This window comes from Acinetobacter sp. A1-4-2 (assembly GCF_040233925.1).
Taxonomy (GTDB): domain Bacteria; phylum Pseudomonadota; class Gammaproteobacteria; order Pseudomonadales; family Moraxellaceae; genus Acinetobacter.
In genome coordinates, this window is the sequence record NZ_CP157981.1 from 1,006,334 (window position 1) to 1,027,995 (window position 21,662).

27 protein-coding genes and 1 pseudogene are annotated in these 21,662 nt (G+C 39.7%); 19 read left to right on the top strand and 9 right to left on the bottom strand.

What is annotated here, in order from left to right:
* Positions 1-12 precede the first annotated feature (12 nt).
* The 6 genes from ABJ384_RS04925 (at position 13) to ABJ384_RS04950 (ending at position 5,664) form a co-directional block, all read left to right on the top strand.
* Positions 13-528, top strand: a complete 516-nt coding sequence (locus tag ABJ384_RS04925) for a phage major tail tube protein (protein WP_349929197.1) — start codon at positions 13-15, stop codon at positions 526-528.
* Positions 529-597: 69 nt separating this feature from the next.
* Positions 598-975: a phage tail assembly protein gene (locus tag ABJ384_RS04930; protein WP_349929199.1), complete on the top strand. Its 378-nt coding sequence runs from the start codon at positions 598-600 to the stop codon at positions 973-975.
* Between the two features lie 17 nt (positions 976-992).
* Positions 993-1,103, top strand: coding sequence for a GpE family phage tail protein (locus tag ABJ384_RS04935; RefSeq protein WP_349929710.1), 111 nt, complete (start codon positions 993-995; stop codon positions 1,101-1,103).
* Complete coding sequence (locus tag ABJ384_RS04940; protein ID WP_349929201.1) at positions 1,100-3,742, top strand: phage tail tape measure protein; 2,643 nt, start codon at positions 1,100-1,102, stop codon at positions 3,740-3,742. The genes ABJ384_RS04935 and ABJ384_RS04940 overlap by 4 nt, the downstream gene beginning before the upstream one ends.
* A gap of 12 nt (positions 3,743-3,754) precedes the next feature.
* Positions 3,755-4,180: a phage tail protein gene (locus ABJ384_RS04945; RefSeq protein WP_349929203.1), complete on the top strand. Its 426-nt coding sequence runs from the start codon at positions 3,755-3,757 to the stop codon at positions 4,178-4,180.
* Positions 4,180-5,664 (top strand): DNA primase, encoded by a 1,485-nt coding sequence (locus ABJ384_RS04950; protein WP_349929205.1) that lies wholly within the window; start codon positions 4,180-4,182, stop codon positions 5,662-5,664. The genes ABJ384_RS04945 and ABJ384_RS04950 overlap by 1 nt, the downstream gene beginning before the upstream one ends.
* Here the strand turns inward: ABJ384_RS04950 and ABJ384_RS04955 are convergent.
* A pseudogene (locus tag ABJ384_RS04955) lies at positions 5,661-6,468 on the bottom strand (DNA adenine methylase). The gene ABJ384_RS04950 and the pseudogene ABJ384_RS04955 sit on opposite strands and share 4 nt — an antisense overlap.
* Positions 6,431-6,634, bottom strand: coding sequence for a Com family DNA-binding transcriptional regulator (locus tag ABJ384_RS04960; RefSeq protein ID WP_349929207.1), 204 nt, complete (start codon positions 6,632-6,634; stop codon positions 6,431-6,433). Before ABJ384_RS04960 ends, ABJ384_RS04955 begins: the two are co-directional and overlap by 38 nt.
* Positions 6,635-6,747: 113 nt before the next feature.
* On the opposite strand from ABJ384_RS04960, the gene ABJ384_RS04965 reads away from it, so the two are divergent.
* Together ABJ384_RS04965 and ABJ384_RS04970 are read left to right on the top strand one after the other, a co-directional pair.
* Entirely contained in the window at positions 6,748-7,002 is a 255-nt protein-coding gene (locus ABJ384_RS04965; RefSeq protein WP_349929209.1) for an ogr/Delta-like zinc finger family protein, read from the top strand.
* Complete coding sequence (locus ABJ384_RS04970) at positions 6,995-7,231, top strand: hypothetical protein (RefSeq protein WP_349929211.1); 237 nt, start codon at positions 6,995-6,997, stop codon at positions 7,229-7,231. The genes ABJ384_RS04965 and ABJ384_RS04970 overlap by 8 nt, the downstream gene beginning before the upstream one ends.
* 50 nt (positions 7,232-7,281) lie before the next feature.
* Here ABJ384_RS04970 and ABJ384_RS04975 read toward each other — a convergent pair whose 3' ends face one another.
* The 6 genes from ABJ384_RS04975 to ABJ384_RS05000 all read right to left on the bottom strand — a co-directional run bounded on the left by ABJ384_RS04975 (position 7,282) and on the right by ABJ384_RS05000 (position 11,521).
* Positions 7,282-7,656, bottom strand: coding sequence for a hypothetical protein (locus tag ABJ384_RS04975; protein ID WP_349929213.1), 375 nt, complete (start codon positions 7,654-7,656; stop codon positions 7,282-7,284).
* Between the two features lie 29 nt (positions 7,657-7,685).
* Positions 7,686-8,210: a hypothetical protein gene (locus tag ABJ384_RS04980; protein ID WP_349929215.1), complete on the bottom strand. Its 525-nt coding sequence runs from the start codon at positions 8,208-8,210 to the stop codon at positions 7,686-7,688.
* Positions 8,207-8,395 (bottom strand): hypothetical protein, encoded by a 189-nt coding sequence (locus ABJ384_RS04985; RefSeq protein ID WP_349929217.1) that lies wholly within the window; start codon positions 8,393-8,395, stop codon positions 8,207-8,209. The genes ABJ384_RS04980 and ABJ384_RS04985 overlap by 4 nt, the downstream gene beginning before the upstream one ends.
* A gap of 72 nt (positions 8,396-8,467) precedes the next feature.
* A complete protein-coding gene (locus ABJ384_RS04990) occupies positions 8,468-9,355 on the bottom strand; it encodes a BRCT domain-containing protein (protein WP_349929218.1) in 888 nt (295 codons plus the stop codon).
* Between the two features lie 159 nt (positions 9,356-9,514).
* Positions 9,515-10,288 carry a DUF4435 domain-containing protein gene (locus tag ABJ384_RS04995; protein WP_349929220.1) on the bottom strand — a complete coding sequence of 258 codons (774 nt, stop codon included), beginning with the start codon at positions 10,286-10,288 and terminating at the stop codon, positions 9,515-9,517.
* A gap of 3 nt (positions 10,289-10,291) precedes the next feature.
* Positions 10,292-11,521, bottom strand: a complete 1,230-nt coding sequence (locus ABJ384_RS05000) for an AAA family ATPase (protein WP_349929222.1) — start codon at positions 11,519-11,521, stop codon at positions 10,292-10,294.
* Between the two features lie 416 nt (positions 11,522-11,937).
* Between ABJ384_RS05000 and ABJ384_RS05005 the strand changes: the two genes are divergently transcribed.
* A complete protein-coding gene (locus ABJ384_RS05005; protein WP_349929224.1) occupies positions 11,938-12,141 on the top strand; it encodes a hypothetical protein in 204 nt (67 codons plus the stop codon).
* A 3-nt stretch (positions 12,142-12,144) separates the two neighbouring features.
* Positions 12,145-12,717, top strand: coding sequence for a hypothetical protein (locus ABJ384_RS05010; protein ID WP_349929227.1), 573 nt, complete (start codon positions 12,145-12,147; stop codon positions 12,715-12,717).
* A gap of 43 nt (positions 12,718-12,760) precedes the next feature.
* On the opposite strand, the gene ABJ384_RS05015 is transcribed toward ABJ384_RS05010, so the two are convergent.
* Positions 12,761-13,108, bottom strand: coding sequence for a hypothetical protein (locus ABJ384_RS05015; protein WP_349929229.1), 348 nt, complete (start codon positions 13,106-13,108; stop codon positions 12,761-12,763).
* Between the two features lie 81 nt (positions 13,109-13,189).
* Here ABJ384_RS05015 and ABJ384_RS05020 point away from each other — a divergent pair, with 81 nt between their 5' ends.
* The 9 genes from ABJ384_RS05020 (at position 13,190) to ABJ384_RS05060 (ending at position 21,519) form a co-directional block, all read left to right on the top strand.
* Positions 13,190-13,390, top strand: coding sequence for a hypothetical protein (locus ABJ384_RS05020; RefSeq protein ID WP_349929231.1), 201 nt, complete (start codon positions 13,190-13,192; stop codon positions 13,388-13,390).
* Positions 13,391-13,394: 4 nt separating this feature from the next.
* The gene (locus ABJ384_RS05025) at positions 13,395-13,628 is read left to right on the top strand and encodes a hypothetical protein (protein WP_349929233.1); all 234 of its coding nucleotides are present in this window, start codon (positions 13,395-13,397) and stop codon (positions 13,626-13,628) included.
* A 2-nt stretch (positions 13,629-13,630) separates the two neighbouring features.
* On the top strand, positions 13,631-13,813 hold the full coding sequence (locus ABJ384_RS05030) for a hypothetical protein (protein WP_349929235.1): 183 nt from the start codon (positions 13,631-13,633) through the stop codon (positions 13,811-13,813).
* Positions 13,814-13,827: 14 nt separating this feature from the next.
* Entirely contained in the window at positions 13,828-16,539 is a 2,712-nt protein-coding gene (locus ABJ384_RS05035) for a toprim domain-containing protein (protein ID WP_349929237.1), read from the top strand.
* Positions 16,540-16,612: 73 nt separating this feature from the next.
* Positions 16,613-16,867, top strand: a complete 255-nt coding sequence (locus ABJ384_RS05040; protein WP_349929239.1) for a hypothetical protein — start codon at positions 16,613-16,615, stop codon at positions 16,865-16,867.
* Positions 16,868-16,960: 93 nt separating this feature from the next.
* Complete coding sequence (locus ABJ384_RS05045) at positions 16,961-17,203, top strand: hypothetical protein (protein ID WP_349929241.1); 243 nt, start codon at positions 16,961-16,963, stop codon at positions 17,201-17,203.
* A gap of 86 nt (positions 17,204-17,289) precedes the next feature.
* Positions 17,290-18,450, top strand: a complete 1,161-nt coding sequence (locus ABJ384_RS05050; protein ID WP_349929243.1) for a tyrosine-type recombinase/integrase — start codon at positions 17,290-17,292, stop codon at positions 18,448-18,450.
* Between the two features lie 467 nt (positions 18,451-18,917).
* Positions 18,918-20,153: an integrase arm-type DNA-binding domain-containing protein gene (locus tag ABJ384_RS05055; RefSeq protein ID WP_349929711.1), complete on the top strand. Its 1,236-nt coding sequence runs from the start codon at positions 18,918-18,920 to the stop codon at positions 20,151-20,153.
* A gap of 241 nt (positions 20,154-20,394) precedes the next feature.
* Entirely contained in the window at positions 20,395-21,519 is a 1,125-nt protein-coding gene (locus tag ABJ384_RS05060) for a tyrosine-type recombinase/integrase (RefSeq protein ID WP_349929245.1), read from the top strand.
* Positions 21,520-21,662: the final 143 nt, after the last annotated feature.

Sequence of the window (21,662 nt, forward strand, 5' to 3'; positions counted from 1 at the left end):
GGAAAACAGCACATGGCTTTACCTAAAAAATTAAAACTGATGGACCTGTTTAACGAGGGTAATTCTTACCTTGGTCAGACAGGTGAAGTCACCATTCCAAAACTGGTCCGCAAGTTTGAAGACTGGCGTGGTGGTGGCATGAACGGAAACGTCAAAGTCGATTTAGGCCTGGGCGATGACATTACCGAGTTCAACTGGAAGCTTGGCGGTATCGATGCCTTGGTAATTGAACAGTTTGGTGCTGCAACGGTAGGCGAACACATGCTGCGTTTTGCCGGTTCATACCAGCGTGATGACACAGGCGAAACCTCTGCAGTCGAAATTATTGTTCGTGGTCGTCATGAAGAAATCGATTTCGGCAACCAGAAAGCCGGAGATGACACCGAAACTTCTATTAAAACCATCTGGTCAGCTTACAAGCTCAGTATCGATGGCGTCGTAAAAGTCGAAATTGATATTCCGAACATGATTGAAATCGTCAACGGTGTGGATCTGTTAGAGAAGCACCGCGCCAATATTGGCCACTAATTTTCCTGCCCTTCTGTGGTTTCGTACTGCAGAAGGTTTTTTTATTTGAAACTTTTTAAGGAACATCACATGCAAACTCCAGAACAAAATCAGGCTCAGCAACCTACTCCGGATCAAATTGAGAACCAGAAACTCATTACCCAAAACCCGGACATTCAGATTGTAGACCTGGATGAACCGATCAAAATTGGCAATACAGAATTTACTCAAATCGAAGTGCGTAAACCAAGCGTACCGGCACTGCGAAAAATCCGTATTTCCGAAATCCTGAATGGTGACGTGAACTCCATCTGTACCATCTTGCCACTATGTACCACACCAACACTTTCACAAAGCCTGCTGAATAGTGGTGCAGTTGAACCTGCAGATATCGTTCAGCTCGGTGCAGCGGTGATCTATTTTTTGCAACCGAAATCAGTGCGTGCGGAACTGTCACTCCAACAGTAGAAGACGCCATTGCCAATATTGCGGTGGCCTTCCGATGGCCACCGCAAACCTATGACGACATGTCTCTCACAGAACTGATGCAATGGCATCAAAAAGCCATTGAACGAAATGGATCAGATGCCGAATGAAAGCGTTAAAACTTGAAGTCATTTTTGGGGCAAAAAACAAGCTTAGCCCCGCTTTAAAGGTCATTGTCGGCAGCAGTAATGCTGCCAGCAAGGCTTTAAAAAAAACCAATGACCAGTTAAAAGACCTGGAACGCCAGCAAAATAAAATCGCAACCTTTAGAAAGCTCAAGGAGGATGTGAAACAGGCTACCCAGGAACTGGATAAAACCAATAAAAAAATTTCATCCCTAAAAGACCAGCTATCCCGCAATCCAAATTCGCAGTTATCGGCTGAACTTAAAAAAGCCGAGACTGAAGCACGTCGTTTAAACAAGGTCATCACTGAAGGGAAGCCCAAGCTGATGGCATTGCGCCAGGAGCTGAACCAGGCCGGTTTAAAGTCGACAGATTTGGCACAGCACCAGGAGAATCTGAAAAATAAAATTCAGGGCACCAATACTGAAATCGACAAGCAGAAAAAGAACCTGCAGAACTTAAACCGCATGCAGCAAAGTCATCAAAAAATTGCATCCAATGCCAGAACGGCTGCCGCTTATGGTGCCGGTGCAGCTGCCACCGGTGTCGGTGTCATGTACTCCATGCGCAAGCCGATTGATGAAACCAAGCGTATGGATATTACAGAAAATCGTATTGGTGCTTTAGGTTTAGGTAAGGATGCAACCAAAGAAGCGACTCAATATGCTCGTGCAATGAAAACATATGGTACATCTACATTAGATAACATGAGTTTAATGCTAGATGGAGTAACTGCATTTGCCGACGTACATCATGCCAAAATGGTGGCACCGACTTTAGCAAAAATGAAATTCGGTAATGAAGCCATGTTTGGTGCAGAACAGGGAGCAGAAAATGAACGTTTATTCATGGATATGCTCAAAGTTATTGAGCTTCGTAATGGTTTAAAAAGTGAAGCAGCCTTCAATAAACAGGCCAATATTATTCAACAAGTCGTTACTGCAACCGGTGGACGTGTTCAAGCACCTGAATGGTTAAATGCGATTAAAACAGGCGGCATTGCGGTTAAAGGTCTTACTGATGAAGCCTTTTATTACAAAATGGAACCTATTGTTCAGGAACTGGGGGGACATAGATTCGGTACAGCTGCGATGTCGGCATATCAAAATATTTATCAAGGTCGAACCACCAAACGTGCTGCAAATAACATGGAACGCCTTGGCTTAATCGCAGATCCAAGCAAGTTAAAGCATGACAAGGCTGGCCAGATCTCCTTCCTGGATGTTGGCGCAATTAAAGGGGCTGATCTTTTTAAGAAAGACCAGTTCGCATGGATGGAAAAAGTGCTACTGCCTGAATTGGCAAAAAAAGGTATTACTGAGAGAGGTCAAATACATGATGCTATTGGCAGTATTTTCACAAACCGTACAGCATCAAGCCTATTTTCAACAATGTACGATCAACGTGAGCAAATTCATAAAAATGCCAAGTTGAATGCCGGTGCAGAAAATATTGATCAGTTAAGCGAAAGGGCAAAAACTACCACTACTGGTAAGGAAATTGAGGCCAAAGCCAAACTGCATGATGCTTATCTCAAGTTTGGTACCACCATTTTGCCTATCTATACCAAGGCTATTGAAACTGCGACTGTTGCACTTCAAGGTTTTAATGGCTGGATGGAACGAAATCCAACACTGGCCAAAATGCTGGGTGTGGGTTTATTGGGTATTGCTGCCAGTCTGGTGGTGATTGGTGGTGCATTAGTTGTGTTTTCACCTCTGATATTGGGCATAGCCAGCCTGCGCTTTGGTCTGTCATCGCTGATTCTAAGCGGACGTATGTCTATGACCGTATTTAAAGCCTTACCGACCGTTTTTGGCATTGCCAAAGCCGCATTCCTGGGACTTGGACAAGCCTTCATGTTTGTAGCACGCCTGTTCCTGATGAATCCAATCGGTCTGACCATCACAGCCATCGCTGTGGCTGCTTTTCTGCTTTATAAGTACTGGGAACCGGTGAAGGGTTTCTTTATTGGTGTATGGAATACCATCAAAACTGCATTTAATGGCGGGATTAAAGGCGTATCAGCACTCATTATTAACTGGTCCCCAATCGGACTGTTTTATGCAGCATTTGCCAAAGTCATGAGCTGGTTTGGCATTGAGCTACCGTCTAAATTTACCGGCTTTGGCGGCATGATCATTGATGGCTTGGTCAATGGTATCAAATCACGTTTTAACAAACTCAAAACAATCTGGGCAGAAGTAACAAGCTATATCCCTTCTTATTTCAAAGCGGAACAAAAAATTAGAAGCCCATCCCGCGTCATGGCAGGGCTGGGCGGTCACATTATGAGTGGCTTGGGCGTAGGCCTGCAAAATGGTTACCCGGATCTTAAAACCAAGTTTGCCGACGTGCTTGGTATCTTCAACCCGAATATTTCAGGCTTGATGCAAAAAATTAACGTTGCACCGGCACTGGCCAAAATCAAAACTTCACATGCTCAACCTGCAGCAGCTGGCCGTGGTGAAGTCATTATCCAGGGCGACACCATCACCATGCACATTCATGCCCAGCCTGGACAGTCCGTACAGCAGATCGCACAGGTCGTCGCCAATATGCTGGATCAGCGTCAGCGTCAAAAAATGCAACGTGTACGCGACAGTTATCACGACTCGGAATAAGGAAAATACATAATGATGATGATCTTCGGCATGTTCGTATTTTCAATACCAACAGCTACATATCAAAGCCTGCAACGTAGTACCAGCTGGCGACATGCCAGCAATTCTCGCGTTGGACAAGCTCCAGCATATCAGTACCTTGGCCCGGGTGAAGACACCATCACCCTGGATGGATCCATTGTTCCAGAGTTTGGGTCTCAACTGTCCCTGACTGCATTGCGTTTAATGGGCAATACTGGCAAGTCCTTTCCGCTCATTGCCGGTAATGGAAAAATTTACGGACTATGGAAACTCGATTCAGTCGATGAAACCCAGACCTACTTTTTTAAAAATGGTAAACCCCGAAAAGTCGAATTCAGCCTGAAACTGAGTAAAAACAAGTCTGCAGGTTCACTCATTACCGGGGTATTGGGTGCAGTAGCGGAGAGCTTGTTCTAATGAATATTGTCTCTGCAATTACTGATAAACTGGATGACAGCTATCCGCATGCCATTTTCAAGCTAAAAACTTCAGGTCGTGATATTCGCCAGGAAGCCGTCGAACGGCTCAAGAGTATAGTCATTACAGATAACCGTGGTCTGGAAGCGGATTCACTTGAATTACAGTTTTCAGACCATGACGGCATCCTTTATCTTCCACGCAAAGGAGTGGTCATTGATGTATGGCTCGGCTGGAGTAATGAAGGTCTGGTTTATAAAGGCCAATATACCGTTAAAGAGGTGGAGCATAGCGGTGCACCGGATGTACTGACCATTCGCGCCACCAGTGCCGACCTGAAGTCTGGTCTCAAGCAGAAAAAAGAACGCAGTTTTAACAATGTCACACTTGCAGAAGTCCTTCAGATCATTGCCTTTGAACATGAACTGGACTTAAATGTGCATGAATCACTTGGCCAGCACAAAATTATTAACCTGGTGCAAAATGAGTCCAATGCCAATCTGCTCACCCGGCTGGCAGATGAGCATGATGCCATAGCATCGGTTAAAAATGGCAGCTTGTTATTTATGCCTAAAGGGGCTGCACAAACGGTATCCGGACAAAGCTTGCCGACTTTCCTCATTACCAGAAAGCAGGGGGATAACCATAGCTATCGTGATACCGACGGTGGGGAAGAAATTACCGCAGTTCGGGCCTGGTATTATGATGCTGAAAAGGCAAAAAAACTTGAAGTGGTTTATGGCGATGCCAGTAACCAGAATATTAAGGAACTCCGCCACATTCACCAGGACAAACAGTCCGCTACCTTGGCAGCAAAGGCCAAACTGGCAGAACTCAAACGTACTGCAGTCACATTCAATTATAGCCTTGCCCTGGCAAAGCCTGAGCTCATTCCGGAAATGACATTTTTGTTTGATGGCTTAAAAGAACAGATTGATGATATTTACTGGCTGGGTACCAGACTTGTTCATACGCTAGATGCAGATAATGGCTTTACGACAGCCATTGAGCTGGAAGTTTTCTTTCCGGATGCAGATGATGTGGCAGAACTGTTTGAAGATCAGTTTGAAACGGAAAAAGACAAAAAATGGACCGGAGTCGTGGTGTATTACCAGTCAGGGGATAAAGCCGTGGCACTGACCAAAGGCGACCAGTCCAATCCGAAGCATTTCACTTATTTGTACGTCAGTAAAGAAGCAGCTCAAGCCAGACTTGACCGTGAGTTTGCCTTGCTGGATCAGGAAACAGGTAAATTTTCTGCCCATAATGAGCTGGAAATCAAACCCTATACCGGGCTAAAAACGCAATATACCGTCGGCAAAGAAAAAAACCGTCACTGGTTGACCAAAGGTGATCAGTCCAATCCGAAAATTCTGAACCATGTCTATAAATCAAAACTGGCAGCTGAAAAAGCACTCAGCCGTGAAATGCCACGACTGAATGCCAAAAAGGATATGATTCAACAGGTCAAAAATGCCGACTAAAAATTGGTAATGATCAGCTCATTGCCATTGTGATTTGCATGCGCTGCTCTGCTATTGACAGACCAGCGTATTTTTCTATGCTGCAGCTGATAATCTTTAAACAGCTCCCGGACTTCAGGCTTATCGTTCAGGCTTAAAATAAACTTGCCTTGAATCTTGTCCAGGTGTGCTTTTAAGTTATAAAAATCCTCTTTAGACCAGATTCCATCTCCATAATCATTTTCACAGTCCCAATAGGGTGGATCCAGATAGAACAATGTGTCCGGGCCATCCATACGCTTAATCACATAATCATAACTGGCATTTTCAATCACGACATTTTGCAGACGTTCATGGATATATCTCAGGTGTTCCTTTAGTTCATCACCTAGCTTTAAACTGGTTTTACGGTCACGACTATATGAAAAGCTGCCATCCAGCTGGCAACTAAAAGCAGATCGCAATAAATAATAAAAATTGGCAGCACGCTGAATATCAGTCAGTCCACGTTCATTCTTTCTCATTTCATTAAAAAGGGTACGTGAGAATAATTGATGCTCAAATTCAGCCAGGAAGGCATCAAAGTGAAACTTTAAAATCCGGTACAGATTAATCAGGTCATCATTGACATCGTTAATGACCTTCAGCACGGGAAGGGGTCTTTTTAAAGAGGACCCATCCAGCACCGCCAAACACTTCAACATAAGTTTTATGTTCTGGCATCAGTTCGACAATGGTACGTGCAAGTTGCGATTTCCCGCCAAGCCAGCCACTGAAGCTATGGCCTTTAGGATTGTATTGTGGAGTTACAGAAGTGTTTTTCATCGATCTTACCTGTTTCGATGTGACGCTCTTGGCGTTCAGGTAAGGCACTCAGGGTGCTCTGGAATTCATTTATCGTTTTACAGCGGGGGCACTTTATTTCTATTTCATTAAACATCCCAACTTTTGCGAGAAGTTTAAAGCAACAGCGGCACTTTAAGTTTTGCATAGGTTCTTTCTAAAACTAAAGGTCAACTGAATGTTATAAAAATTAAAAATAAATAACAAATATTTAACCGAAATAAATATAATGAATAAATATATGTTCTTTGGACGTTTTTTATGGGAAGAAAAGCAAGTTATCAATGCCCCCATTGCAGTTGTGGTATGACAATAAGAAATAGCAGGTCTGTTCATGCCTTACTGCGGAATATTTTTTTGCAATGCAGCAATTATCAATGCAGTTTTTCGGCCGGGGGAATATTAGAAATTACTCATGAAATATCACCCAGTGCCAGACCAAACCCAGAAATAAGACTACAAACCATAAAGGAACTAACAGAACGAAAAGCAGCTAATGATGAAAATAATGAATAATAATCCTGAACAGCTATTTAAACTTTTCTATCAAAGTATTAATGAAAAGATGAATCCATATTTTATTGGAGGACATAATAGTGAAGGAGTGTATAGATTTTGGCATGAACGATTCATGAAGGCTTTTTATGGTATTCGAGAGTCTAGAGATTTAGAAAGCTGGGCAGAAGCACCTCAAATGTGGCTGGCAGGCTATAAGCAGGGATTGAAAGAAAATAATCAAGAATAAAAAAGGTCACATTGAGTGACCTTTTTAATAGTTAATATTCTTAAAAAAATTCAGTCAGTGATTAATCTTTTATACTGAACATTCTCAAATTCAGCAATGTAGTCCAAATAAATTGGAGATATAACATAAGTCATTCCATTGTTATATTGTTTAAATACAAAACCGTAATCGATTGTCATTCCCTTAGGGTCCGGCAAGCAAAAAACTCTAGGTTCACCTACAAAGTCACCTTCCCAACCTAGTTCATCCGCTAACTGTTGTGCATATTTCCATTTGGCAGTTGCTATAGATAGCATGTCTTGGAATTCATCAAAATTGGACTTTGGCGGATAAATATCGACTAAACTTTTAAAGAATTGATCGACAGTAGGAGCAAGCTCCCATAAGTGATCAATTACGAAAAACTGATAACCATGCAAAATCATAATTTTTATCAACTTATTAAAATGAAATATTAGAAGAAACTTTTAAACCAGTTTGAAACTTTATCGAAATTCACTACAAATGTGGCAAAACCACCAATTGAAAAAATGGTCAGAATATTTACAAGAAAGTTTTTCCCCACTTCACTAAACCACCAGCTTACACCTTGCTTATCATTGATATAGCTATCAATGGTAGTCAACTTTGTATTAACAACAGCTAATTCAGCTTTCACTTTAGAGTCGAGTAAGGCTAGATCTTCTAAGTTTGAAATTTCTTCACTCAGGGCTAGGTCTAATAATTGAGCAACAATAGTACTGGCATGGCTTCTAAATGTAGCTAATGAAGCATCGGATTCGCAGGTTGTATGAAAGGTTTCCCACTCAACTTTATTGGGTTCACGACCTTTCTTAATCTTGATGTCATCAATGAAATCAATTTTATGTTTTTTATAAATTGTATAGGCAACAATACTTTCCAGATTAAATTGCCCTTGATCATTTTCAGTTAATTTTTGAAAAACCCAGCTATATTTAGGGTCACGAGTCTCGCTCATAACCCTTGCATTGCCCTGTTAAATGCAGCATTAATCGCAGCCATATCTGGTTTAAAGTTACGTACAATTCTACGGCCTTCATCAGACAATGGGATATCTTCAGCTGTAATGCCCGGCTTATCACGCATTAGCTGATTTAAACGTCTCACTTTTTCAACAGTAAAAACAGGTCTGTTTTTTTTCATAAATGTACCTTTCTAAAACAAAAATAGCACACCACTATATTGCCATAACAGCACATTATCAGCAATCATGGATTAAGCTTCATCTAGTCCAATCGCTTTGACAAAATCATCTTCAGTAATAATTTTGATATTGTGACCCTGACTTTGCCATTTCTTTGCCTGCTCAAACTTACGACCATAGCTTACATGCGCCCAGGCCTTATTACCTTTGTTGCAGATCACCAGATAATTGACCGAAGTCGTCATATCATCAATAAACTGTGCACCATTATTTTCAACCAGATTCTTCCAGTCTTTCTTTTTAAAGCGGTCTGATGTACCAGTAAAGCAATAAAGAGCTTTATCTAAATTTAACTCACCCTTATAGAAATCAGGATTGTTGTTGCTATCTAGGTTTGTTTTTAAAGTACCATGCTGTTCAACATTCACATACTTTTGAATTTGTTTGAAAATGCTCGAAATGTCATGATCATTTAATTCTGGCTTAGTGCGGACAGGGCGCAGTGTGGTAAAAATTTCCTGAAAGAAAATATCATCTTCTAAATAATCATGATCTTTAAGCCACTGGTTCAGTGCCTTCAATTCAACATGGCTGAGGGTTTGATCGCAAACAGTACCGGCAAGCAACCCATGCAAACGTTGAATATCACTGGTATTTCTTTTATAGAATTTTTTTGAAAGAAATAATTGTAGAACTTGTAAAAAATTAGACTTATTTTCCGCAATCACATCGCCATTCGAGTTCAGCAGCTGTGTCATGCTTTTAACAATGAAATCGAATGGGTAGTTACAGTAAACTTCAGCATTACTTTCCATCCAGTGCTGTAAGCTGGCTATTTCCTCGTTATTGATACTGTCATCTAAAATCAGCCCCTCAATAAACCCAAGGAATACATTTACTTCCTTATCATTGATTGCCGTTTCCATATACTGTTCTAATAATTTATCACTCAGTTCCATCACCCAAAATCCGACTTAAAATAATAATTTATAAAAAATAAAGTGCCGTTATCTTGACATAACAGCACACTATAGACAATTGTTATCCAGGGGAGGAGGATGTTTTCTATTAATAATTTAAAAATAAATAAAAAAGCCACTGTTAAAGTGGCTTTTTAGCTAGGCAGTTAAACTTTTATAAAGATGGTCGACTTCAGCAAAAATTCGATTTAAACAAGCGCCCTTATTGCTGGCTACATTATCAATAGTTGCTCTAGTTGAATGTGCTCCACTCAATCCTTCACGTTTATTTAAGAGATAAACGTAATACTTAAGTAAAGTTTTTCCTCTAAGTAATTTAGGATAAGTCGTTTTTAATTCTTCAAGAATTGTATGATTTAAAGTTTCTCCTTCTTGAGGAGTAATTAAGTCATGTGTACATGGTGGATTAAAAAGATGTTCAGGTGACATATCTAAACGCTGTGTTGCCCGACCATTAATAATTCTATCAACCTCTAAGGCATACCATTTTAATAAAGTTGGTAGACTTGAAAGGTGTTCACCGTTACATCTTTTTATGAGTTCTGCTTCTAAGTTTCCATCAATAAAAACATCGTTCTCGAAAGAATAACCATGTGTACGAATGATATTTGGATGATCATATTGTGGATCGATACCAGTCAATACCCAGTGATCTTGGTCTACAATAAACACAGCCTTATTGATATGAGGTGTATCTTTGAGAGCTTTAAAAATTTCTAAAACATTATTGCGTCCACCAACTTCCAGAACAGACACAAGCGGTTCAGTTAAACCATAAATCTCTTCAAATTCATCATAAACCAACTTATCATCTTTACCTTCAATAATGATGTTAAACAAGTCACCATCTTTAATGTTTGCAATCAGCGCATCAACATCTACTTTATCTTCTTCTTGCTTATTCTTACTCATCTTTTATTCCTCTGAATCACCACGATCAGAAGTTGGATCTACGCAAATTTCATTTTTAGGATATTTACTATAGATAAAAGGAGATTGAGTCGTAATAATAAATTGATTCGTTGGATTTTGCTTCATTAGGATTCTGAATAAAATACGCTGCCAATCAGCATGTAAACTAATTTCAGGTTCATCAATAAAGAAGATGGTATTATCTATAAAAGAATTATAGCTAATAAGCGTTAAAATTTGTTTTTCACCAGCGGAGAGCAAACTAATATCAAATTGAGTAGGTAGATTTTCACTTGTATTAATTAAAATACCATTATCAAGTTTAAATGTTTCTTCATCTGGATATTCAGAAACTTTAGAAAACTTAACTTCATTACTAAAATGAAATTTATAGTCTTTTAAGAAAAAACGAATTGAGTCATGAAAACGTTTTAGAGGCTTTCGTATATTGTCACTTTCATCTTCAATATCATCAATACTTCTTTTTAATTGGACTGCTAGTTCTTTATCAGTGAAAGTGACTTCTAGTTGTCCATTTTTATCTGTTTTTAAAGTATATGATTTGAGAAACTTATCAGTGAGCTCTTTTCTTTTAGCTTGGTAAGGTTGTAAACGCGACATGATTTCAGCATATTTGCTGATTAAAAACTCATTAATATGAGAAGAGGAAACAGATGTAACAAATTGATGATCATGTTCAGACAATTTTTTAGAAATACTATTTAAATCCTTCTTTAAATCATGTGATTCAGATAATTCTTTGTTTTTTGTGATAAAAATACTCTTAAACATTTCATTTTTGAAACTGTATTTTTCAGTAGTAAATCCGCCTTCAATAATTCTAAATGTTGGAAAGAAAAATGAGCTGCCAATAAAACTAGTAAGGGTATATTTTAAATTCTCATTTATATCTTGAGGATTTATGTTAGCTATTTCAGGATTAATTAAGTTGGTATTTACATAATCAATTTTAGTAGAAAAAGGCGCACTAGTCTCATTATTTACATTGACTTCGAAAGAATATAAATCTGTTTTTAATATAGCTTTTTTAAAAGGAACTTCAATTAATGCTTTTTCTAAGTTCCCACTAATAAAATACCATAATAGTTTTAGAATGGTTGTTTTACCAGCACCATTTTTACCGGAAATAACATGTATGTTTTTATTGAAATCTATATTGATAGATTCACGGCACCCGAATAATCCTTCAACGTAAAATGATTCGATTTTCATATATTTAAAAAATAGCCTATAGCGAGAGTTTGATAGAAAGTGGATGATTTTTTTTTTAACTTTACCACTGCAGCATGACTATACCGTTTAAATCTGAACTTACTAGGCCTTACTATATCATAGCAATTCACTATTGACATAGCAGCACACTATCGGCAATATAAAAAAACGCAGCAAAATCTGCGTACAGGCGTGGAAACCTGTTTAAATACTCAAAGGGCAATAAACAACCGCTCTAAGCGGATTTTTTTGCTTAAAAAAAAGTCGTATCTGCTAGACTTCGTTATGGTAGATCGGCAGGGCAGTCGTAAGGCTGGCCGTTTCTTTGAGTGCGGTATTTCCACCCCTGTCGGTCTGCCACCATTCCGTGGAAAGAATGGTGGTAGGTTTTAAACCTACTCAAAGGAATTCTAGTCATGAAAAGACAGATTCAAGCCCGTGCCCGCGCACATTCAAATCCTGCTCAAGTCCTCGAGCACACTCCAATTTACGACCTGGATGCTTATTTTAAGCAACAGCAAAAACTAAAATTCGCCAGATTCCGTAAAAACCTTATCCAAACCCTGACTTTCTGCTGTGCAGTGTTATTTGTTTCCCCAATTCTGTTTATGGGGGGCTAAGCTATGCAAAACTTAGAACAAATCAACCAGAACATTATCCCTTATGTGCCTATTGCACCGCGTGTTCAGGCAACTAATCCTAAGAGTCAGCTCCTTTGTGAAAAGCTTTTCGAGTTAATCGACCGATGTGTACAAGCTCAATTATCTTTTAATCACGATACGGCAAAAGGACGCCTGTCCATTAGTCCAGACCAGATTAATGACCTGCTCAATGAAATGGCAAAAAGTGAACAGTCGGATAAAACGATCGATATCGAAGTGCTAAAAGCATCGCTTCCTGACCTGATTTATCCTATGTTTAAGGGGGAACATAGTGTTTCCAGTCCTATCTGGAACAATACGGAAATCCGTGTTTGGCAATTTCAATTAAATCAAATTGAGAAGGCTAACCACATGCAAACAATTGATAAAGAATTACTTTTAGACCAATCCTTGTCCACTCTACGTATCTGGAGACAATCTTTAGAAGCTGCGGGGAATGATAGAGAAGTGATTTATCTTAATAACGACCTTATTAATAAGCTGATGGATCTGGAGCAAAAATTAGAGCTCGTCCAAAGTGAAATAGAGGATTAACAAAAAAGCCCACTGAAAAGTGGGCTTTTTTTTGCTGTCATTTTTATTTTTCAGATTCTTTGGCCATGACTTTACTTAATCCAAGCAAGGCTTCCTGCGCTTCAGGGCTTAACTGACGATAAGCCTTTAACAACACACTTTCCTCGCTAGTTAGCCCAGAGAACTCAGGGTCAATCCCAAGTAATACATAGCGAATATCGATGCCTTGCTCATGCAGTTTAGCCAAGTACACCCACTGATCGGGAACTTTATTCCGCACGTAATTGCCCAGTGTATTTTCATGTGCCCCAATTTCACGGCTCAGTGATTTTGCTCGCAATTTATTTTTTTCTAGTTCCGATTTAAAGCGATCAGAAATGATGGCGGACAGCTCATCATAATTTTCGGACATAAATATCACCTTTAACTATTGAAAGGACAAAATAATGTGCTAAAGTGTGCCTTAGCATACCACTATGTCCTAGGATACTGTATGAGCACATCAAATTCACCTTTTAATACGACACGTTCAATCAAATTGGACGGTGGTCGTGTTCGTTGTGTGGTCTATCTTCCCAAAGAAGAGGCGGATCACATCAATACTTTGGCAAAAAAATCTCAGCAGAGCCAATCAAGTGTCATTGCGAAGTTTTACTTCCAAGGAAAAAACCAAACAGAAACAAATGAGGATTAAACCAATGAATTTAAGAAAGCAAAAACGAGATAACCGTTACAACGTCAACTTAACTGATGACGAATCTCAACTTTTTGAAATCGTGGCCAAGCTCACAGGGGTTACACCAGGTGTAATTCTTCGACAGCTACTCATGAAGCAAGCATTAGCAACCCTAATTGCTGAAGACATTCAGGAAGAATTTAATTTAGAGCACTATTTGAGAAAAGGCGCAGCAGACCACCTTTCTAGGAGCTGAACATGCCCACACAGGAAATTACGCTGTCAGACCAAGAGCTGCAAGTCGTAAAAGAAGTTCAACAAGCCTTAGGCTTAGAAACTATCGAAGAAACAATTGAATTTTTGGCAAGACAACGCATTCAGGAAATGCTTGCGAAGTTAGCAGGTCAAGAACTCAAAAGAAACTATCGGCATTTGTTATAAGGCAGTTAAATTAAATGATGTTTCCTGAAACTCAAACTTTAGTTGTCGAACGCTTAAAACAAGAGTTTGAATTTAAAGAACGTGGCGATAAGTTACGTTTAGGCAAATGCCCTTCATGTTCTCAAAAGGAAGCGTGGACCAGCCTTGAATCACCTTGGGTGATTCATTGCCCACGCAATAACAAATGTGGCGAAACAACATATATCCGCGACCTGTATCCGGATCTGTTTGAAAAATGGGAAAAACGCTTTACTCCAACCCCTGAAAATCCGACCAAAACTGTGGATGCATATCTAGTGGAAGGTCGTGGTTTACCGATTGACCAGCTAAAGGGTCTTTATTCTCAGGAATATTATAAAGACTTTGAACTTCAGGTCGGCTCAACGACTTTACGTTTTCCTATTACCGATGAAGAAGGCAACCATGGCTGGTGGCAACGTATCCTGGATGAACAGGGTGTATTGCCTAAAACCATGTTCAAGAAAGGCTGGAAGTCACAAGGTCATTCCTGGCTAACACCCAATACCAACTATATTGAATCTAAAGAAATCTGGATCACTGAAGGTATTTTTGACACCCTCGCTTTATGGCTATCCGGTATTACCAGTTTCAGCTGCTTATCTGCAGGTCCTGGTTATTACCCTTTCATATTTTTAAACCACATCAAACAGAAATGTGCAGAAGGTAATTTGCCTTTACCCAAGCTGGTCTGGGCATTTGACAATGACAAGGCAGGTCATGACGGTATTTTTCATAATATCGAAAAGGCCATTGCCGATGGTTTTGAGTGTGAAGCAGCGTTACCGCCAGCTGGCCGTAAAAAGAACGACTGGAATGACCTGTATAAACAGGATCGTCTCAAGTTCAGTGACCTTGAAACCTATAAATACTATGGTGCCTTGCTTATAGCAGAAAAACCTGTGGATAAAGCGTTACTTATCTACAAGCGTCACGGTACCAAAACGTTTCCTTTCGATTTTAATAATCAGGTGTTCTGGTTCAAGCTAGATAACGACAAGTACGACGAGTACATGAAAGATATCAACTTTGAAGATGCCAATGAAGACTGGTTAGAGGAAGAAAAGGAAAAAGCACAGGCAGATCGTCGTGATAAAGCTCTGCATGCTGCAGCCAATGTCACCAAAATCATTAACTGCAAGCCGACTGCATTGTATTACCAGTACAGCGACGAAACTGACGAAGCCTGGTATTACTTCAACATCGACTTTCCACGTAACCAGAAGTCAGTAAAAAATACCTTTACCGGTTCACAGCTTGCTGCAGCATCAGAGTTTAAAAAACGTTTGCTGGCAGTTGCACCTGGTGTGGTTTATACCGGAAATGGTACCCAGCTCGACCGTTTACTTGAACGCTGGATCGAGGACATTAAACGGGTTCAGCTCATCAACTATGTGGGCTATCACAGTGAACTGAAAACTTATGTGCTGGGTGAATTGGCCTATCAAACCGGGAAACAGTTCAAAATTAACAATGAAGACTATTTTGAACTGCCTAAAAACATCAACCTGAAAAGCCGTGCACCATTCACGCTGGATATCAATGCAAATCAGGCTGAATACCAGAATGCATGGAGCACAGATTTAATTGATGCCTACGGTGTCAAAGGTTTAATCGCGCTCACCGCATTTTTCGGCAGCCTGTATGCCCAGCAGATCCGCCAGGTACACAAGTCATTTCCATTTATTGAAATTGTCGGGGAACCGGGTACCGGTAAATCAACCTTGCTGCAGTTTTTATGGAAACTTTTTGGCCGTATCAACTATGAAGGGGTAGACCCGACCAAAACATCTAAGGCAGGTTTGACTCGTACATTCAGACAGGTTTCCAACTTGCCGGTGATTTTAATTGAATCAGATCGTCAGGGCGAAAGCGCATCGAAACAGTTCAACTGGGATATGTGCAAAACCTTGTATGACGGTGGTTCACTGGGGGCGCAAGGGGTAAAAAATGGCGGTAATGAAACGTATGAACCGCCTTTTATGGGGACATTGATCATTAGCCAGAATGCACCGGTTCTGGCATCAGAAGCCATCATGGGACGTATTGTTCATGTTGGATTTGTAAAGGATCAGCTCACTAAAGACAGCCTGTATGCATCACGCAGACTTTCAAAGTATGAACATGAGCATGTGAGCCAGTTTATTTTGCAGTGTTTAAACAAAGAAAAAGCTGTACTGGAGAGCTATAACCTCAATCTGCAAAAGCATGATGCGTTTTTACACCAGGAACAATTCAACATCCAAAGTTCACGTGTGGTGCATAACCATGCACAGCTTATGGCTTTATTCGATGCCATGTGTCAGCACATTGTTGCAGTACCGGTACAGGTTCAAAAACAGGTTCATACAGAATTGCTGGCCATGGCTCAAACCCGCGACAAGATACTGAAATCAGATTCAGTCATTGTTCAGAATTTCTGGAACACGGTTGAAGAAATGGAGGATTCAATTCGCAATCCTGAACACCATGACAGCGTGGTCAATCACTCGGCCAAATCAGACTTGTTTGCCATCAATTTTGCACATTTATACAAGGTCGCAGCGGATTATCGATATTCATTGCCGGACGTCAATGAACTGCAAAATGCATTACGTCACAGCCTGCATTACCGCTTTGTCGAAGCCAATAAGGCCATTCAAAGCAAAATCACCAGTACAACAAAACGCTGCTGGATTTTTGAAAAACCATCAGCTTCACGGGATTAATTTTTTACCAGCGCACAGCTAAGAGCTGCAACTCAAAGCTGTGCTTTACATCAAGTCGTTGGAGAACGAAACAATGCAACACGATTCTAACCCACAAAACGTTCAGTCTGAAACTTCTGTTTCAAATGCTGTACTTACACCGGATCAGATCCACCCTAATTTTTTCAAAATGAAAAAAACACATCCGCATGCTCAGTTTAAACGTCCATCGAATTTTAAGCATTCGATACCGCTTTCAAATTATGACGTTGAACACCGTAAATGTTGGTCTATTCGTCAGCTGGCTATATTGGCAAACATTCCAAGTAATGCAGTTTTAGGAGCGTGAACTTATGAACTTTAACTTTAAAAATGCCTTGTTCCTGAACATGGTCTTTTCTTGCCTGATGTTTTCCCTAATTTTGATGCTTGGTGAAAACGCATGAGTGATTTTCGAACCAGTCAACAAGTTGTTTATATTGATGATTTTATGCCTGATACAGTTGAAACCATCACTTCTATAGTTGATGGATGGGTATCTTTTAATAAGGGTTCTCGTAGTTGTATCGCTGTAATGATTCGTCCTGCAACTCAAGATGAAATTAAAATGAATAAACGTTTAATGATAGCTCAAAGACCAGAGCAGGATATTTTCCATAAACCTGAAAAACTTCCATTTATTTAAGCGCACCTCTAATGCACCTCCCTCCGGAGGTGCATTTCTTTAAAATATCTTTCAATATCTTAAAATACTTAAATGTAGGATGAACTATGTCTGCAGGACTTGAAATCCGTGGTAACAGCATGCGGATCTGGATGAAACCCATCTCTACTGAACCACCAATCAAAGAAACATTGAACTGGTCCTTTACGCCTGAAAATGTAGAAAAAGCTAAAAAACTGGCTGGTCTGATCAAACTTGAAATTGAACTGGATCAATTTAACCTGTCTAAACATTTCCCGCATTCAAAGCATTTGAAAAAGAACCAAATGTCATATTACATCACTCAATATAAAGAGATGATCCGCTGGGAAGTCGCTCCAAGTACTTATGACGGCTATAACAGCCATATTAAAAAGCATGTATACCCACGTTGGGCCAAAACCCATCCAAAAGAGATTGATACAGCTGCAGTTAAAAAATGGGTCAATGAACTGCATGAATACCTGGGACCAAAAACTATTCGTGAATTGGTCACACGTTTGGCTTCTATTCATGATTTATGGCGACAGGAAAATAAAGTCCCATATAACCCTTTTGAAACCATCGTGGTGAAGCAGCTGGATAACCTGGAACCAGATCCGTTTACCAAAACAGAGATTTCTTTAATTTTAGGTACTGTATCCAGCTCAGATATTCAAAATTTACTGCCATGCGTGTTCTGGACAGGGCTTTCAATTTCAGAACAGATCGCCATTGCCTGGGAAGATATAGATCTCGAAAAAGGTACCATTCAGATCAACAGGAACTTTGTCAAAGGAGTGTATAAAGTCACCAAAAACAGACGTAGAAAGCGTGAAATCAAGCTGCTGCAGCCAGCAATTCAGGCTCTTCGGAGACAATATGCCGTCACTGGTAACCGTTACAGCCAGGTGGTCAGTGTATTGCAACGTGATAACCGAACCCACAAACAGGAAAAATTGCATTTTGTCTGGATTAACCAGGAATACGATGAGCCATTCAATTACTATGAACTGCGCTATATCTGGAGAAGGCATTTAAAAAAAGCTAGTGTTCGGTACCGTGGAGTTAACCAGGGCCGACATACCTTTGCTAGCCAGTTATTATCGTCTGGCCAGGTACCTCCGGAATGGATCGCTGACCAGCTTGGCCATAGTGATACATCAATGATCTATAAGCATTACGGGAAGCTTATCGCTGAAGATATTCCGGACTACTTGACCAAGATCAATAATTACATTAACCAGTAATTTTCATTACTTTATTATTACTCCATTTATTACATCGTTATTCTGATTTAAGTGCTTAATTGTTTAAGCACTTTTTTTTGTGCCTTACTTTATTACTCCATTCAATTACATAGCCCAGAACAATAGAAATGACCTTAAAACCCCACCGTTGAAGCAGATAGCCAGAATATGCATAAAAACGAGATTTTATGCATTTCATTCCCATATCAAGCACATTTCAGAACACGCATTTCTCTAAATCATTAAATTATATGAGTAAAACTTGAAAATTGTCTTGGGTTCGAGTCCCGCTGAGCGCACCATTTCCTTGTTTGATCACATCCGACTTAATACTAATATTATTAAAAATTAATAACTTATATATATCTATTGTCCGATAATGTCCGAAGGCGTTTTAGGATACCGTAAGTTTTTACGGTATTTTTTACGGTACATCCTGTTTCTTGAAAAAATATACCGTAAAAAAGATGCCTAAATTAGTTGTCAGTCTTACAGACTCAAAAATTAAATCACTAATATCAATGCAAAAGAAATCATTTGAAAAAAATATTAAGCTTTCAGATGGTGGTGGCCTTTATTTGTTATTAGATAAAAAAGGTGGTGCATATTGGCGCTTTGATTATGTACGCCCAGCTACTAAGAAAAGAGCAACTATCGCGATTGGTATTTATCCTACAGTGAGTCTGGCTGCTGCCCGTGTAAAACGTGTTGAATATAGAGAGTTGCTTGCACAAAGTATTGATCCTGGAATTCAAAAGCAACGAGAACACGAACAGGAGTGCTTCATACGGAACAATACATTTCATTATGTTGCTGATGAGTATCGTAAAACTGAAGAGTTAGAGCCGAGTACACAAAGAAGAAATGAATTTGTTTGGGATAAGTTATATGCGGCAATTGGGGATCATCCAATAAACGATATTACACCATCACAAATATTAGAAGTGTGTCGTCTATATGAGAGACAAGGTAAAACAGATTCAGCAAAGCGAATGAGAAGCAAAGCATCTCAAGTCTTTCGTTATGCAATTTCTTTAGGTTTGTGTCAATTCAATGTCGCTGATCAAATTAGTGGTATTTTGAAGGTAGGCAAAACTAAGCACAGAGCTGCTATCACGGACGAACAACAGTTAGGGCAGCTACTCAACAATATAAATGAAAATGTAGGGCGTGGTGATATTGCTATTGATTACGCTGTGAAAATATTACCCCATGTGTTTGTGCGTCCTGGAGAATTGCGAGCAGCAAAATGGGCTGATATCGATTTTGAAAATAAAACATGGAGCTATACACCCCCAAAAACAAAGAATCAGACCGCTTTACAACATATCGTTCCTTTGTCTGATCAAGTGTTAAAGATGTTTCAAGAACTATATTGCATTACCGGACGTGCAGAATATTGTTTTGTATCTATGCGCGATAAGACTAAAACTATCAGTGAATCGACTATTAATAAGCGATTGAAACAATATGGCTTTGAAAATGGAGAGACGACTGGGCACGGATTCCGAGCAACTGCCAGAACCTTATTGGATGAAGTTTTAAAGTTTCCTATCGAACGTATCGAGCAGCAGTTAGCTCATCAGGTGCGTGATATGCATGGTCGAGCATACAACCGTACAAAATATTTGGAAGAGCGGACGGTAATGATGCAAGCATGGTCTGATTATTTGGATCAATTAACGCATAAAAATGCAGAGTAATTAATTTAATACATATTAGTGAGTTGTAGTTTCAGTTAAGTTGCCGCCACCTCCACCAAAATTCAATTCAGAGCTGTTCGACTGAATGTAAAAAAGCCTTTAAACTCAATGTTTAAAGGCTTTTTTATTGCCTTGTTTGTCCGATTCTGTCCAAAGCTGTTTGACCCTATTTTTGCTTTTTGGGGGTCAAAATTGGGACAATTTGACCCAGAAAATAACACTTAATATTCTGGTTAAAGTTATGGCACTCACAGATACTGAATGTAAAAAGTCTCAACCACGAGACAAACAATATCGTCTTTCAGATAGCAATGGACTTTCGTTAAGAATTGATCCGAATGGAAACAAATATTGGAATATTCGAATTTCAGTTCAAGGGCAGCGTAAATCTGAATCGCTAGGAAAGTACCCTGAAGTAAGTCTAAAGAAAGCCCGTGAGTTGGCTTATGAACTTAAATATAAATATTCTAAAGCTGAAAAATTGGATGAGCTTAAACCCTTATTTCGTGAAGCAGGTGAAGATTGGTTTAATAACCAAAAGGATACGTGGTCGCATAAACATATTTTGAATGTTCGAGCATCTCTGGATGAGCTTTATGTATGTTTAGGAGATAAAAGAATCAATCACATTACAGCCCCTGAAATATTAAAAATCATCAAAAAAATCGAAGCACGTGGTTCTTTAGAGGTAGCGAAACGAACATTGTCACGTTGTGGCATGGTGATGAAATATTCGATTGCACATGGCTATCGCTATGACAATCCAGCAGGGGATTTAGTGTACGCGTTGAAGTCGAAAAAGGTCACTAATTTAGCTTCTTTACCTGCGTCAGAAATGCCTGAGTTTCTCAGAAAGATTCGTGGGTATCCATGTGATGCTCAAACTCAGCATGCGATTATGATGACAGGCGTACGTGTCAGTGAGTTATTACAAGCACAATGGGATGAATTCGACTTAGAAGGCCGTAAATGGGATATCCCTGAAGAACGTATGAAGAATCGTCTTCCGCACCGTGTACCGTTGACGGACATGATGATTGAAGAACTGCAAGCTTTAAGACTTACCCATAATCAGGAATTGCTTTTCCCTCATCGTCTAAATAATAAAGAACCTATGCGGAGTGAAACTATTCTACAGGTGATAAAACGTTGTGGTTATGCCGGTCGGATGACGACGCATGGTTTTCGCGCTTTATTTAGTACTGTGCTAAATGAATCTAACTTATTTAGTGTCGATGCTATTGAGAGGCAACTTGCTCATGTACCCCAAAATCGTATTTGTTCAGCTTATAACCGTGCGCAATATTGGGATGAGCGTGTGCGAATGATGGAGTGGTATGGGGAGCAGGTGAAAGGATGGCTTTAAAAAAGCCAATCTAGAAATAAAAAGCCGGGCAGAAAGTGCCCGGCTTTTTTGTGCGTAAGAAATATTAAATGAGTTAAAACTCCGAAATTTTTTAAAAATATAGAAGGTTAGAGTGTGTTTTATATTTAAATTTTGATAGTGTG

Coding starts and splice junctions, on each gene's coding strand:
- ABJ384_RS04930 (WP_349929199.1), top strand. CDS start 598: ATGCAAACTCCAGAACAAAATCAGGCTCAGCAACCTACTCCGGATCAA.
- ABJ384_RS05005 (WP_349929224.1), top strand. CDS start 11,938: ATGAAAAGACAGATTCAAGCCCGTGCCCGCGCACATTCAAATCCTGCT.
- ABJ384_RS04970 (WP_349929211.1), top strand. CDS start 6,995: ATGAATAATAATCCTGAACAGCTATTTAAACTTTTCTATCAAAGTATT.
- ABJ384_RS05000 (WP_349929222.1), bottom strand. CDS start 11,521: ATGAAAATCGAATCATTTTACGTTGAAGGATTATTCGGGTGCCGTGAA.
- ABJ384_RS05030 (WP_349929235.1), top strand. CDS start 13,631: ATGCCCACACAGGAAATTACGCTGTCAGACCAAGAGCTGCAAGTCGTA.
- ABJ384_RS04950 (WP_349929205.1), top strand. CDS start 4,180: ATGAATATTGTCTCTGCAATTACTGATAAACTGGATGACAGCTATCCG.
- ABJ384_RS04965 (WP_349929209.1), top strand. CDS start 6,748: ATGGGAAGAAAAGCAAGTTATCAATGCCCCCATTGCAGTTGTGGTATG.
- ABJ384_RS05035 (WP_349929237.1), top strand. CDS start 13,828: ATGATGTTTCCTGAAACTCAAACTTTAGTTGTCGAACGCTTAAAACAA.
- ABJ384_RS05040 (WP_349929239.1), top strand. CDS start 16,613: ATGCAACACGATTCTAACCCACAAAACGTTCAGTCTGAAACTTCTGTT.
- ABJ384_RS04995 (WP_349929220.1), bottom strand. CDS start 10,288: ATGAGTAAGAATAAGCAAGAAGAAGATAAAGTAGATGTTGATGCGCTG.
- ABJ384_RS04980 (WP_349929215.1), bottom strand. CDS start 8,210: ATGAGCGAGACTCGTGACCCTAAATATAGCTGGGTTTTTCAAAAATTA.
- ABJ384_RS05025 (WP_349929233.1), top strand. CDS start 13,395: ATGAATTTAAGAAAGCAAAAACGAGATAACCGTTACAACGTCAACTTA.
- ABJ384_RS04945 (WP_349929203.1), top strand. CDS start 3,755: ATGATGATGATCTTCGGCATGTTCGTATTTTCAATACCAACAGCTACA.
- ABJ384_RS05015 (WP_349929229.1), bottom strand. CDS start 13,108: ATGTCCGAAAATTATGATGAGCTGTCCGCCATCATTTCTGATCGCTTT.
- ABJ384_RS04990 (WP_349929218.1), bottom strand. CDS start 9,355: ATGGAACTGAGTGATAAATTATTAGAACAGTATATGGAAACGGCAATC.
- ABJ384_RS05050 (WP_349929243.1), top strand. CDS start 17,290: ATGTCTGCAGGACTTGAAATCCGTGGTAACAGCATGCGGATCTGGATG.
- ABJ384_RS04985 (WP_349929217.1), bottom strand. CDS start 8,395: ATGAAAAAAAACAGACCTGTTTTTACTGTTGAAAAAGTGAGACGTTTA.
- ABJ384_RS05045 (WP_349929241.1), top strand. CDS start 16,961: ATGAGTGATTTTCGAACCAGTCAACAAGTTGTTTATATTGATGATTTT.
- ABJ384_RS04960 (WP_349929207.1), bottom strand. CDS start 6,634: ATGCAAAACTTAAAGTGCCGCTGTTGCTTTAAACTTCTCGCAAAAGTT.
- ABJ384_RS04940 (WP_349929201.1), top strand. CDS start 1,100: ATGAAAGCGTTAAAACTTGAAGTCATTTTTGGGGCAAAAAACAAGCTT.
- ABJ384_RS05060 (WP_349929245.1), top strand. CDS start 20,395: ATGGCACTCACAGATACTGAATGTAAAAAGTCTCAACCACGAGACAAA.
- ABJ384_RS05020 (WP_349929231.1), top strand. CDS start 13,190: ATGAGCACATCAAATTCACCTTTTAATACGACACGTTCAATCAAATTG.
- ABJ384_RS05010 (WP_349929227.1), top strand. CDS start 12,145: ATGCAAAACTTAGAACAAATCAACCAGAACATTATCCCTTATGTGCCT.
- ABJ384_RS04925 (WP_349929197.1), top strand. CDS start 13: ATGGCTTTACCTAAAAAATTAAAACTGATGGACCTGTTTAACGAGGGT.
- ABJ384_RS05055 (WP_349929711.1), top strand. CDS start 18,918: ATGCCTAAATTAGTTGTCAGTCTTACAGACTCAAAAATTAAATCACTA.
- ABJ384_RS04975 (WP_349929213.1), bottom strand. CDS start 7,656: ATGATTTTGCATGGTTATCAGTTTTTCGTAATTGATCACTTATGGGAG.